Consider the following 13,355-nt stretch of genomic DNA (forward strand, 5'->3'; position numbering starts at 1 on the left):
TGTTTCGACATACCCGCTCTGTCCGGAGCTTGCAGGCCATGATCTCCAGAAACGGTTGCTCCGGCTTCCGTAGCGCCCGCCGATACAGAACCGGAAGCGGGTACCGTTTGTTCCCGGCCTAACAATCCGCCTAACTCGCCCGCAGCCTCGGCTTCTCCGGACCGGGCGGCAGTCCCCGTATGAGCTTCCCCGAGATTATCCGCTGACTGGATTGCATAACTCTCAGCTCCGTCTGCCGGAGCCGCTCCAGTTGTCCCGCCACCAACATTGCCGGCCTGCGGCGCAGCCGGGCCGGCTGTCTGATTTTTTGTTTTTTTATCATTTACCTGATCACCGCTGTGAATATACCTTACCACTCCATAACCCCCTTCTACTGTTGATATACAAAGAAGTCGAACAAAGAGCCTGCAACCTTGCCGCATACCATGGCCATCAGCAGCCCAAACAGATAATGCGTCATTTGCAGACGTTTTGCCAAGATCGGCAGCACATTCAAAACCTCTGTCAAAGCAGCGGCCAGCATACCGACAAATATCCCGTCAAACAGCCCAACTCCCAGTTCGACCACAGGACCTGAGCTAATCCGCCAGTTCCAGAAATCACTCATAGTGCCAAGCAGAGAACCCCCGATCATCGCCCCTTCATACCAATGAACCTTGTCGTAGGAGGAAGTCAGCTGGGCCAGCCGGGGCACCATATCAAGCACGATAAACAGAGCGATCACCCCTCCGCCTACCGCAATCCCCCCGGCGATTCCGAGCAGCAAATTCAGTCCAAGTGTAATCGGCGCGGTCATGTTCCATCCTCTTTAGGTCCTGATGGATCGTTTCCGCTGCGATTCATTTTGCTATACTCCTCGTGGACTACATAATGGTCGATATTTTTCTGATAAAGAAACATTTCCACTTCGAGCGGAGTGGGCTCCTCATTCCATTTTTTCTTAAAGAGGTGGTTGAAAAAAATCACCATGCCAAACCCGATGCCCAGCGAATAGGCAATCTGGAACACATAGGGGTGGTCATCCCGCCGTCCGGTCAGCATCTCCACGATGCGAACATGAACTTCCTGCATGCTGACATCGGCATGAAAATTCATAATCGTCAGCGCCGATCCGAAGAAAAGCAGCAGCCACACCAGCACAAACAGCGCAACCGAAGGTTTGCGTGCTTCGACCGGCCCTTCGATCTGCACAATCGTCCGCCCCTCGCCAATCGGTTGGATGTCAGCACCCGGTATCAATTCGTGAATATGCGGGATAACCGTCAACAGGTCGATCAGAATGAGGTTCCCGTCACTCTGTGCCGGCTTCAGCAGCAGAATTGAATACAGCGGCTCCCTCCACTCCGGCTCGGTGATTAAATAAGCGATATCCCGCAGCGTGACCCCTTTCCCTTTGGGCACCGTTACCCGATTCTTAAGCTGTATGTAAATGGCGGGAGCCGAATAAGTGTTCATCCGTACACCTCCTATTGTTGTCGTGAAAAGCAGGATGAGACGCAAGAATAACGGTAGTATGGGAGAAAAGGCTTATTTTTACTCCAGACCAGCAGAATTCAAGTTGAGGCATCGCCTCTTTAGCACACAGAAACACTTTCCATTGATCTGTTCCTGCGGATTAGTATCCAAAAAATGCATAAGTTCCGATTGTTTATCGCTATCGGAAAAGCACCATATCAACTACCAGTTGACTGGCTAGCGTGCTGGACAGACGCACAAAAAAGCAGACCGGGCGATTCCCCTTGTCTGCCTTATCCTTTGTTTATTGGTGCTGCGTTCATTCTTATAAATTGAGTGCAGTAAATCGTCGAATCCTCATGCTGCCGCACCTGTCGTATGAGTTAGTTCTATTGCAATAAGTACAGCAGATTCTCTCTATTCGTCTTCAAAATAGCGTTCTGTTGTATTTCCTGCAGCAGATTACCGCATGTTGTCGATAAACAGGCATCTTTGCAGTAATCTGCTGTACAAAGTGCAATATAACGCTGATATAGTGGAAAACTGGACCCATCTGCTGCACATAATACATTTGATTTACCAACTCGGCATATGCGGAGTAAGAGGCTCTAGCTCTTCCTCTAACATACCTTGTGCGGCTCTTAAAGACCGAATTCCCCTTAGACAGCGGATAGGCTGCAAGGAACGTAATGAGCAGCGTAAGCCCAGTACCAATCACTGTACGCTGCACAGAAATCCTGCCGGATTTCAGGCTGGTCTCCATTTAAGTGTAAACGCTTCACAAATAGCCATATAGTTCACTTACGCAACATTTCAGCAGTTTTTGCAGCCAATATGAATGTTTCGCAAACTTGGAAGAACGAAATTCTCCGGATGGGCTGAAACAAGTGGAAACGGCTTCGCCGTCCTCAAAAGGACGGTATCCGTTTCAGCGAGAAATAGAAAGATAATTTATAGCGTGCAGCATATAAATTCTTATATTTTGAAAAAAGGATGTCTCCCACAGCCGTATGGCTGAAGGGAACATCCTCCTCTTCTACTCAAAACCCGGAGGGTCACCCCCTCAGGCCTACTTTATATTACTCAGAAAGCCGCCACGCACTAGTTGAGTGATTCCTGACGGCTCTGTTGATTAGAGATAAGGAACAGCGCGGTCCAAATCAGCGCAAAGCCGATAATTTGCGGCAAGGTTACCAGCAGATCGAAGAAAATCCAGTTGATCAGGATTCCCGTCATCGGGAAGCTGAGCTCTGCCAAGGTGGCAACGGAAGCTTTGGTGGTGTTAAGACCTTTGTAATACAGCAGCATACTAAGCAGTCCGGGCAGCAGTGCCTGCAGCAGCAGATTGATCGCAATCGCCGTTGAAGCGCCCAGTCCGCCGTGTACCTGCCAGGGAGCACCCTCCATAGCGGTGACGACGAACAAGAGAGGCAGTGCCAGAATGAACCGCAGTGAAGTCACCGTTTCATACTTCATTGAACCCAATAAATAGCGGCCCATTACTGTAGATCCGCCCCACAAGGCAGCGGCACCGAGCGCCAGCAGACTGCCGACACTGATGAAGCTGTTCACATGTCCGAAGGGTGCGGTCCAGCCAAAGGTCAGCAGATAAGTCCCTGCCAGTGCAATCACTATAAGCGGTCCGAAATTTCGGGGCAGGCGTTCTTTAAGGATGACAGCCGCCAGTCCGATGGCAAAGATCGGCTGCAGCTTCTGCAGCAGAAGCACCGCATTGAGGTCTCCGCTGGACAAGGCTTTGGTGAAGAGAATCGTAGCCACGGCGGAGCCGCCCCAAGATACAACCATTAGGGCTCCGGCCTGACGCAGACGAATTCCTTTCAGTTCAGCGCGATGCCGCCAAAGTACCGGAGCGGCAGCCAGAAAGAGCACAACATGCTCCAGCAGAACGATCTGTGAAGAGGTCATTGATTTGAGCAGGATGATGCGGAACAGCGGATCGACGCCCCATAGCGCCGCTCCCAGCACAACCAGCCAGAACCCGCCGCGTAGCGGCGCTTGGCGCACCTCTGAAGTTGAAGCAGTTACATTACTCATAATTCCATTCTCCTTGTCGATACAAACCCTCGATAAGAGACCAAAAACCCCCGCGCTGCCTTCTGAGGGGCAACCATCGGGGGTCATTATCAATAAAGACCATCAGGAATAAACCTGTCGTCTTTATCTTATGATCCTCTCCCATCCGGACTTTACCGTCGGCTCTGGAATGTCACCAGATCAGTCCTTTCCGCTGCTGTCAGCGAGAAGGAGTCGCGGGCTGAGTTCGCTTTGAACATCACCGCCGGTCAGGAATTTCACCTTACCCCGAGAATCTTGTATTCCGTTATTTTTTTCACAATCTCAGGATACTCCCGTTTATGAATTTCGTCCAGTATTTTATGAAAATATACACATTTTTTCATTCATCACCGCATTTCATGCCCTCTAAATGATATTTTTTTGTAATTCCTGCTGAATCCATTAAGTTATAATAGAATTATGTGAATTATCCATATTCTTCATCCATTGAAAGAGAGGCTCTTATGAAAAGACCACTTGGAACAAACTTGCCGTTATCATTTATCGCTGTAGCCGCTATTGCATTTGCCGAAACTATCGCCTATTTCGTTATCTCCTTGTTTGGAGGGATGCAATTTTATGCCCCGCTTTCCGCTGTTGTCGCTTTTGCCCTTGCAGTTTATGCAGTGCTGGCGATCTTTGACTTGTTCAATCTGCGTATCCGGCGGATCGTGTTCGCCTCTTTCGCCGGGGTATGTCTACTGGCGGCAGGCGTTTATGAAATCAATCAGGCTTATGTGAACAGCCTCGCTGAAGTGAATGACCGGGAGATTTCTCTGGAGAAATATAAACCTTTCCAGCCGGAATCCAAGATAGCCATACTGGACCAAACCTCCACTTATAAGATCATAGACGAGCTTCCGCGGCTGGACGGTGCAACCGCACTCTACCCGCTATATTCGGCATTTGTTCAAGCCGTCTACCCGAAGGACGACTATAGCGTATATGATTTTGAGAGCAGTACGGTAGTCTGCACTTCGACCTCCACTGCTTATGACCGTCTGATCGATGGAGATACGGATATTATTTTTGCAGCAGCCCCCTCTCTCTCCCAACAGAAATCAGCCAAAGCAGCAGGCAAAGAGCTAGTTCTTACGCCCATTGGCCGCGAGGCATTTGTCTTCTTTGTTCATAAGCGGAACAAGGTGGACGGACTGACCACACAGCAAATCAAGGATATCTATTCCGGTAAGCTGACAAATTGGAAACAGGTAGGCGGCAAACGGGACTCGATCCGGGCATTCCAGCGGGAAGAAAACAGCGGCAGCCAGACTATGCTTGAGAAAATCATGGAGGGCACACCGCTCATGGCAGCTCCGCAAAAAGATGTTATGGATGTGATGAGCGGCATTATCAGCCAGACCGCCAGCTACCGTAATTATAAAAATGCTCTTGGCTTCAGCTTCCTGTTCTACGCCTCGGAGATGAACAGCAATAACGAGATCAAGCTGCTGGCCGTCGACGGGGTTGAACCCGGCAGGGAGAGCATTCGCAGCGGAGCCTATCCTTTTGCCTCCGAATTTTATGCTGTGACCGCCGGGAGCTCCAATCCGCATATCCAGCCTTTCCTGGATTGGATAGTTTCCCCCGAGGGTCAGGAACTGGTGGTAAAAACCGGCTATACCCCGGTAAAATAAGCTTCTGGACTACTCCTCTACCCCAAACGCAGATACACAAAAAAGCAGCAGGTTCACGGATACCCGGGTCCCTGCTGCTTCTCTATGATGCCGGTCTTCTTTCTTTGCACAACAAGCAACTTCGCTCAGCTACTATTCTGACAACGTCCCGGCAGATGAGTCTTGAGGCGGGTTCTCTTGTGCTGACAGCAGCCGTGTCCGCTTCTTCCGATCCGGATCAGCCACGATGCGGATGTCCTGCTCAAAGATCAGGGTAGCGCGGTTGTCCAATGTATACTGCGGCCAAGATAGGCCCGGCACCGACGGATCGCCACGGTGGGCAAAGGCTGTCCAGGCGTAGAGCATCGCATCCGACAAACTCTCCATGGCAGGAGTAACCTCTACTCCATAATGCGCCATGTGCGATAAATTATTAAATACATAGCAGATTTCCGCACCATGTACAGCCTTCTCGAGCAGCGGATGGCCGGGGATGGTCCAGTCGAACCGGTACATCCATACCGGGGCATAGCGATGCTGCCGCTCAGCGATAGATATGGAGCTGTCCCAGAAAAAGAGATCTGTCAGAAAATCGGCTTGACCCTCCACGGTCTTGGGATAATGAAGCGCGAGTTCAGCCAAATTTTCTACTCCCATCATCATTTCCAGAGATTGAAGCGACTGGTCAAAGTTCTCTGCCGAACCACTTCCCCGGAAGAACAGGTTGCCCTCATGAAGATTCGTCCCGATCACAAGCGGTATACCGCTTGCTACACCCTCTGCAATAGCCTGCGCCGGATCTGCCGGCAATGTATCCGGCTCAATAACGGGCTGGAACAGCATGCTCATCGCATTGCCGGACAGCTTGTAAACCATCGCCCCCGCTGCCTTCAATATTTGCTCTGCCGGAAGCGTGTCCAGCAGTGTGGTATCGCCGCCTGGACGAATCCCGAGCTCGGCCAGAAAAGCTGCACCAATCTCTTCACCTTGCTGCGCCTTCAGGGTCTGTGCAGCCCCGCTCTGCATAATAGCTCCGGCAAACAAGCCTTCTGCCGCAGGCATCGCCAGCAGCGCGGCAATACTCATGCTGCCCGCAGACTCGCCGAAGAGAGTAACCCGTTTCGGGTCCCCGCCAAACGCGGCAATATTGCCCTGCACCCATTGTAGTGCGGCAATCTGGTCCAGCAGACCGGCATTGGAGGCCAAGCCGCCGCCAAACGGCGACAAATGCATGAAACCGAACGGTCCCAGCCGATAATTGACGGTAACCACAATGACTTTGCCTTTACTGGCCAAATGGGTACCTTCGAACATCGGCTGACTGCCGGCTCCGGTTACAAAAGTGCCTCCATGAATCCATACCATGACCGGCAGGGCTTCACCTTCAGCCGCTGGAGACCAGATGTTCAGGTACAGGCAATCTTCGGAATATTCCGGAGTTGTACCTCCGAATCGGGTGCTGCCGGTACTGACAGGCTGATGGCTGACCGGGCCGAATTCCCTGGCCTCTCTAATGGAACTCCATGGCTCCGGCGGCTGTGGCGCTCGAAATCGCAGCTCACCCACAGGCGGGGCGGCAAAAGGAATTCCGCGCCAGATGTTCACACCGTCACTTTGTGTTCCTTGCAGCTTCCCATATAATGTTTCTGCCACGGGTCCTGTCATAAAACAATCATCCTTTCGCGTCATTCCTTTTTTTCTTCGATCACTTGATATAATCCGGAGCGGAAACGGAACCACTGGAAGACATGGGTAACGACCACCTTCAGCACGGCATATCCCGGTACAGCCAGGATAATGCCAAGCACGCCGAACATTTTACCGGCAAAAATAATGACGAAAATTATAGTAATCGGATGAATCTTCAGCGACTTGCCCATGATCTGCGGCGAAATAAATTTACCTTCAATCAGCTGGACCGCAGTCCAGACGAAGATCATTTTCAGCAGCATGAACGGAGAAGTCACCATCGCAACGATCAAGGCTGGAGTAATGGCAATGGCCGGACCCAAATAGGGAACTACCGCCGTACAGGCTGCAACGATCGCCAGCACCAGGGAATACTCCAGCCCGATAATCAAATACCCGATATAGAGCAGCGCACCGATGCAGCAGCTTACGATAATTTGTCCGCGGATATAGGAAGCCACCTGGCTGTTCATCTCGGACATTACTTCCCGAGTCTGCGGCTGCAAGCCGGTAGGGATGAACCTCATCAGGTAATCAGGCAGCTTTTTGCCGTCACGAAGCAGGTAGAACAGGATAAATGGCGTGGTTACCACAGCCAGAACAATTTCGGTCAATGCCCCAACGAAGCTGCCAACGCCATTCACTGCGTTATTCAGAAAGGAGGTGGCCCATGTTGTCACCTTGCTGGTGATATTAGTGAAGTCCATACCAATATTCTCCTGAATGCGCTCGAACTGCGCACTGCCGGTCAGATTAACGAATTCCTGCTGAATCTGCTCACTGTATTTAGGGAAATTATCAATCAGTCCAAGCAGTTGGGTGCGGATTATCGGAATGACTGTCAGCAGAATTAGTGTAATAATCCCGGCGATCAACAGATACAGAATCACAATCCCATAGGCACGCTTCACTTTGCTTCTTCTCTCCAGCCTGTCTACCAGCGGATTCAGCAAGTAGTAGGCGATTCCTGAGAGCAGCAGCGGAGCTGCCACTGTGTGCAGCAGAACCGATATCGGCTTGAAGATAAACGGAACCTTGGAGAACACCAGAATCGTAACTCCGATAAGTAAAATAATCAGTAAAGAAACCACAAATTTGTTATTTAGAAAAAACTTTTTAAACCTCTCAGGCCATACCTGCACCCTTTCCATTACCGCTTTCCCCCTAATACAAAGACTTATCTGTAAGTGTGATAAATTGCACTTGCTATTAGCATAGTCAACGCAGGGGTTGCAAGTCAAATTTTCAGCACTAGCGCCCCTCTATGAAATTCTGCACCTTTTACCTTCGTTTTTGAAAGTTCCAGATCCAGATATCATCCTCAAATCAAAGGTTTATGTAAACTTACCAGCAGCTTTTCCACTAGGCACAATGCATTCAGGGAGACCGATTCCACATGGGTTTCAAAGCTTTCAACACTTTCTTCGTCCGCATGGTCCGATATCGAACGGATAACAACAAAAGGAATATGATTGACATAGCAGGTCTGCGCAATGCTTGCGCTCTCCATGTCCACACACATCGCCCCAAAGGAGTCCAGCCGTTTGCGCTTTTCACTGCTGGCGATGAACTCTTCCCCGGAGATCATTTTTCCGGCGTAGATATTTCCATGATCTTGATCCTCTCCGGCAATACGGATACATTCATTAACCATCGCTGTATCGGCCTCTATGAAAATGCTCTTCATCCATGGATGGTACTCCGTCAGGATTTCCTGCGGAAGATCATGATGGGCTACCGCGGTAGAGATGACCACATCCCCGTGCTTCAGGCTGTCCCCCAATGCTCCGGCGGCACCTGTCAAAATAATATGTGTGACTTCAAGTATGTCAATCAGCACCTGCGTCGCAATGCAGGCGTTGACTTTACCCACCCCGCAGATTACCAGAACCACTTGAACCTCTCCGTAGAATCCGGAATAGAATTTCAGGGATGCTTTTTCGTAAACCGAATCTATATAACATTTCTTTATCAGATGTTCAATTTCTTCATCCGATGGTCCTATTACACCTGTGATCACAAAAACAACCTCCCGTCAGCGCAAATAACAGCCATTGTTAATATCAAACGTTGCACCGGTATAAGCCCTTGACTTCCAGCTCAACAAAAAAACAACACTTTCGGCAATCTCTTCTGCCAGCAGCGGCTCCTTAGTCAATTGATGCTCCAGATATTCCGTCTGTCTCCAAACGGGAATATGGCTCATCATCGGTGTATTCGTCATTGTCGGCGCAACCGCGTTTACGCGGATATAGGGGGCGAAGTTCATCGCGCAGCTTTTCGTCAAACCCAGAATAGCCGCTTTCGACAAGCCGTAAACGGCATCCGAGCTTCCCTCCTGTCCGGATACGGACGACATGTTGACGATTGCGCCTTGGCGACGGCTTCCTAGCAGCAGCCTGCCGAACATCTGAGAGAAATAGACATAACCTTTCACGTTGATATCCAGCACCCGATCTATTTCATCAGGGGCATACTCAAGGATACTTTTGCCCAAATAGATGCCTGCATTGTTGACCAAACCATTGATATCCGCATGCTGCTGCTCTATATAGGCAAAGAATTGTTTCACCTCGCGGTGATGACTGGCATCCAGCCGATAGGCGGACAACTTGCCGGAAGCCATTTCCGATTCCAACTGCTCCAGCGCCGGGCCATTGATATCGCAGGCTATGACGCCCGCACCCTCCCGCAGACCAAGCCGGACAATTTCCTTGCCAATCCCGGAAGCAGCTCCGGTTACTATAATTTTCATGGCATTCAGCATATGATCTGTCTCCTTGTTCCACAGCGGCTTTACAGCTACTTCAGTCGAATTTAATATCTGCAATTTGCCCTGCTTCCACAAACCCTACGGTTTGGTAGACCTTATTGGAATCCGGGTTTTTGTCGTCTGCGTACAGCACCGGAGTTAGGCCTTCGGCGAGCAATATTTGGCATAATTCAGCCACGGCTGCGCTGGCATACCCTTGTTTACGGTGAGTGCGCGGCGTATAGACATCATTAATCCGGACATGTCTCGCTGAGCGGTGTGCGATGGCCGCCATAGATACAGGTACGCCTTCCACAACCCACAAATACAGGTTGCCTGCACGAACCGCTTCATCCGCATAGGAAAGGAAATTCTCCTGCTGCTCAGAAGTGCCGAAGGCATCTTCAACGAATCTGGCTGTAAACTCCGCGACCACCGGAATATGGGCCTCACCAGCCTGCAACAGCGACCCACTGACATGACCGGGTTTCCGCACCTCGGGGCAATGATAGGCTTTTAGCATCATATAGGTATGATGAAGTTTCCCTTTGGCCGCGCAAAAAGCTTCCGCGAATGCCTTGGCCGTCTCCGGCTCTGCGCTGATTCCAGGGATTCCGCTATCCTTCACCCGTTCCGCCAGCTGCCGCAGCAAATCGTCCCGCTGCTGCACTCCAAGCTCCTTCGAGACCCATAACCAGGCATTGTGACCTGTCGATTGGGTGAAGATCAGTTGATCATCAATGCTTTTGAGCTTGATCGCATCCGCGTACTCCGCAATGCGGTGAATCAGGTTATGTAGAACCTCCTCTTGCTTAAACCCACTGCTATGCAGCACTCTATCACCCGGCTCAAAACTCTCAAACATCTCTTAACCCCCTAATTTTTCCTTTCTTTCAATCATAATGCGCCTGCCTGAAAAAATAAACAGCCCGAACCGGAATTTCCGGTTCGGGCTGCTGGTCAAACCGCCAGGTTTCGCCAATTGGCGTACTTGATTGGACATTGCGAAAGTAACGGGATTAATACCCTTTACTTTCACCAGAATCCCGCTTACCGGGAGGATAGCGGGAATTCCTAATGGTAATTATGTCGAATTACACTGTTACGTAATATATTGAAATTTTAGCGGGCTGATTTCCCGGCAACAGCTCGATTTCACTAACTAAGCCTAATACAGCGGTAACTATTCCCGTTACTGTGGTACCTGCTGGTCAACCCCTCACCCTCTGGGTGCCCTCTCCGCCAGCCAGCCTGAATGTTGTATCCGACGGGAGATTCTACTTATCCAGCGGTATGGTGATGCTCTGGCCGGTATGAGTAGCAACCCGGATTTCATCCCTGGTCAGCTCTACACCGAGAAGCTGCAACGGGTCACCTGCTGGTTCGGCAGCCATAGCCTTGCCTCCTTCACGACTGTCACCCGGCTCGCCATACACGGCCGAGATAAGCCAGTGGGTCCCGGGAGCAAGCTTCGCCTGCAGCGTCGGTATGACTGTCCGCGGCCGCAGCACATTGGTATTGGTATGCGGACGGATCAGCCCTGCTTCGCTGTAACCGGCCAAGCCGAGAATCCCGCTGGCGCCATGGCTGCTGATCGCTGTCATACCTGCTCCTTCAGCAGGCATTATCTCCTGCAGTCCAGGCTCCAGCGCCACGGCAAAACCGCCTTCTGCAGCATCCAGCGTTCTTGCTGTTTGTACCCGGTGAATCCGTATATGCCAGGGAAGACCAGCCACAACCCAGGTCTGCACTTCCACATTAGGCCAAGGCTTCCATCTGGAAAAGAGCAGATTGTCTTCAATCCGCGTCTCTTCATTTTGTCTTCTCACCCGGTACAGATTGTCGCCTGCCTCGCTGAGCGCCAGCATGGAATCGAATGCCCCCTGGGAGATTCCCCATTCCGAACGGGGAACGCTGAACCCAAAAGCCGTAGAATAAGCGAACTTCTCATATTTGGCCGAAGTATGGGTATGCTCATTGGTGCCTTTATGCCCGCTGTTGAAGGCGACGACATGGTCGCTTTCTGCCCGGCGGCAAATAACAAGATGAGCAGGCTGCTGCACAGCCAGCGCCTCAAGCTCCGGAAGCGGCAGTTCCTCCGCCTGCCAGAAGGGATGCTGATCCGGCAGGGCCAGCGGCAGGAAGAATTTCAACGACCAATACGGCGACCCCGGCGAGTTATAGTTCTCGGCCATCACCAGGTTGGGATAGGTATAACCGATGTTCAATACGCCGTCTGCGTTCAGAATATCCTGCTGGAACCACCAGCGTAAGTTGCGCAGAACGATCCCTTTAATAACACCATAAGGCACAGCTTCAACTCCTGCATAAGCAAGGGCCCCCCAGAAGGCCGATTGGGCGAACCGGTAGGTCAAGCTGCGGCCATACGGAAGCGCGGAGCCGTCCGCAGCAAACCATTGGATGAATTCAGCAGCGAATTTTCCGGCCCGTTCCCTAAATACGCTTGCCCGCTCAGGATCTTCCTCACCCATCAGTTCAGCATACAGCAGCCCGTAGAAATGGATGGCGAACGGAACATAATAATCACTATGACCGCCGATGCCGTCGCTGTACCAGCCATCGGTCAAGTAGAAATCATCCATGCGCCGCAGATTCTGCTCCAATTGATCAGCATCATACGGTAGACCAGCCTTGCGGAAGCCCAGATTAACCAGCACATTAAAGAAGAGCCAATTGCAGTCATAACAAGGATGTGAGTTCATCTGGTTCAGCCAATTGAACAAATTCCTCTGCTCCCGTTCGCTCAGCGGCCCCCAGATCCGGTCCGGGATCAGCGCCAACCCGTAGCCAAATGCTGCCATCTCCACAAGACGCTGGTCATAATCACCGACCTCACCCCAGTATTCCTTATGCTCCGGGTCAGTCCCGTTGCGGATGCCGTCCAGCAGTATCTCCCACATGTCATCTTCACCGCCACCGGCCAGAAACGGCACAAATCCCCATAATACCCGGGAGAAGCCCTCCATTTCAGCAATATCGGGCCCGTAATGAACCCCGGTCACCCCCAGCTTCAGACGGGCACGTCCCTCACTATAGTAAGGCTTAAGCGGATAGGCCAGCTGACGGAAAGCATTTTGCATATCTTCTTTTGTGACCAGCGGATTAGCCCCAATTGTTCCCCATTGGCTACTCATCGACATCACTCCTAATTGCTTCTCGAATTTTTATAGAGTCAGGCTCCAACTATACACGTTCAAAATCGATGCGCTCACTGATGCAACTTTTGCAGTGCTGTTGGTGTTTTCCGATCATCTTCAGCGGTCCCATCACACCGCCAATACAATTTATAGCAACCTCATCCGCGCTCACGCTCGCTGATTTAACTTCAGCAAACCATCCGCAAACACTAGTGAAATTTCTAGCAACCTCATCGGGTCTGACCAACGCTTCTATTAGCACTCCATCCGCGCTCGCTGGTGCTACTTCCAGCAAACCCGCCACGCTCGCTAGTGTACCTTAGCAACCCATTTCCACTCACCAACCGCACTCGCCACCAGTAACCTTCCTTCCAGCAACATCCCCCTACTCACCAGCACATCTTCTGGCAGCATCATCGGCACTCACGAATGCATCTTCCAGCAACCTAGTCAGCACTCTCACCAACGCATCCTCCAACAATCTCGTCAGCACTCTCAACAACGTATCCTCCAACAATCTCGTCAGCACTCTCACCAACGCTCTTCGCGGAAAGCTGCTCCTTCCACCAGTGTCTGCCTGCTCTGCGGACTCCAGTGACGTTACTTTGC

11 protein-coding genes, 1 pseudogene and 1 riboswitch are annotated in these 13,355 nt (G+C 51.2%); of the genes and pseudogenes, 1 reads left to right on the forward strand and 11 read right to left on the reverse strand.

Features of this window, described 5'->3' with window-relative positions; genetic code table 11:
- Positions 1-370: 370 nt before the first annotated feature.
- The 4 genes and pseudogenes from ACAN56_RS03795 to ACAN56_RS03810 form a co-directional block, all read right to left on the reverse strand.
- On the reverse strand, positions 371-796 hold the full coding sequence (locus ACAN56_RS03795) for a stage V sporulation protein AB (RefSeq protein ID WP_038594622.1): 426 nt from the start codon (positions 794-796) through the stop codon (positions 371-373).
- Positions 793-1,455: a stage V sporulation protein AA gene (locus ACAN56_RS03800; RefSeq protein WP_342436271.1), complete on the reverse strand. Its 663-nt coding sequence runs from the start codon at positions 1,453-1,455 to the stop codon at positions 793-795. The genes ACAN56_RS03795 and ACAN56_RS03800 overlap by 4 nt, the downstream gene beginning before the upstream one ends.
- A 625-nt stretch (positions 1,456-2,080) precedes the next feature.
- Positions 2,081-2,191: pseudogene (locus tag ACAN56_RS03805) on the reverse strand (carbohydrate ABC transporter permease); the annotation flags it as partial.
- A 365-nt stretch (positions 2,192-2,556) separates the two neighbouring features.
- The gene (locus ACAN56_RS03810; protein WP_038594626.1) at positions 2,557-3,510 is read right to left on the reverse strand and encodes a DMT family transporter; all 954 of its coding nucleotides are present in this window, start codon (positions 3,508-3,510) and stop codon (positions 2,557-2,559) included.
- 129 nt (positions 3,511-3,639) lie between these two features.
- Positions 3,640-3,789, reverse strand: a riboswitch (FMN riboswitch).
- Positions 3,790-3,995: 206 nt separating this feature from the next.
- Between ACAN56_RS03810 and ACAN56_RS03815 the strand changes: the two genes are divergently transcribed.
- Entirely contained in the window at positions 3,996-5,168 is a 1,173-nt protein-coding gene (locus ACAN56_RS03815; protein WP_379140568.1) for a PstS family phosphate ABC transporter substrate-binding protein, read from the forward strand.
- Positions 5,169-5,300: 132 nt separating this feature from the next.
- Here ACAN56_RS03815 and ACAN56_RS03820 read toward each other — a convergent pair whose 3' ends face one another.
- The 7 genes from ACAN56_RS03820 to ACAN56_RS03850 form a co-directional block, all read right to left on the reverse strand.
- Positions 5,301-6,812, reverse strand: coding sequence for a carboxylesterase/lipase family protein (locus ACAN56_RS03820; protein WP_379140570.1), 1,512 nt, complete (start codon positions 6,810-6,812; stop codon positions 5,301-5,303).
- A 20-nt stretch (positions 6,813-6,832) separates the two neighbouring features.
- Positions 6,833-7,987: an AI-2E family transporter gene (locus ACAN56_RS03825; RefSeq protein ID WP_038594632.1), complete on the reverse strand. Its 1,155-nt coding sequence runs from the start codon at positions 7,985-7,987 to the stop codon at positions 6,833-6,835.
- A 170-nt stretch (positions 7,988-8,157) separates the two neighbouring features.
- The gene (locus tag ACAN56_RS03830) at positions 8,158-8,856 is read right to left on the reverse strand and encodes a 5'-methylthioadenosine/adenosylhomocysteine nucleosidase (protein ID WP_379140573.1); all 699 of its coding nucleotides are present in this window, start codon (positions 8,854-8,856) and stop codon (positions 8,158-8,160) included.
- 15 nt (positions 8,857-8,871) lie between these two features.
- Entirely contained in the window at positions 8,872-9,603 is a 732-nt protein-coding gene (locus tag ACAN56_RS03835; RefSeq protein WP_379140576.1) for an SDR family NAD(P)-dependent oxidoreductase, read from the reverse strand.
- Between the two features lie 40 nt (positions 9,604-9,643).
- Positions 9,644-10,453: a GNAT family N-acetyltransferase gene (locus tag ACAN56_RS03840; RefSeq protein WP_052092206.1), complete on the reverse strand. Its 810-nt coding sequence runs from the start codon at positions 10,451-10,453 to the stop codon at positions 9,644-9,646.
- 412 nt (positions 10,454-10,865) lie between these two features.
- Positions 10,866-12,743, reverse strand: a complete 1,878-nt coding sequence (locus tag ACAN56_RS03845; RefSeq protein ID WP_038594638.1) for a DUF2264 domain-containing protein — start codon at positions 12,741-12,743, stop codon at positions 10,866-10,868.
- Between the two features lie 388 nt (positions 12,744-13,131).
- Positions 13,132-13,275 (reverse strand): hypothetical protein, encoded by a 144-nt coding sequence (locus tag ACAN56_RS03850; RefSeq protein WP_339225665.1) that lies wholly within the window; start codon positions 13,273-13,275, stop codon positions 13,132-13,134.
- Positions 13,276-13,355: the final 80 nt, after the last annotated feature.

It is taken from the genome of Paenibacillus paludis, from assembly GCF_042610515.1.
Lineage (GTDB): Bacteria > Bacillota > Bacilli > Paenibacillales > Paenibacillaceae > Paenibacillus_AQ.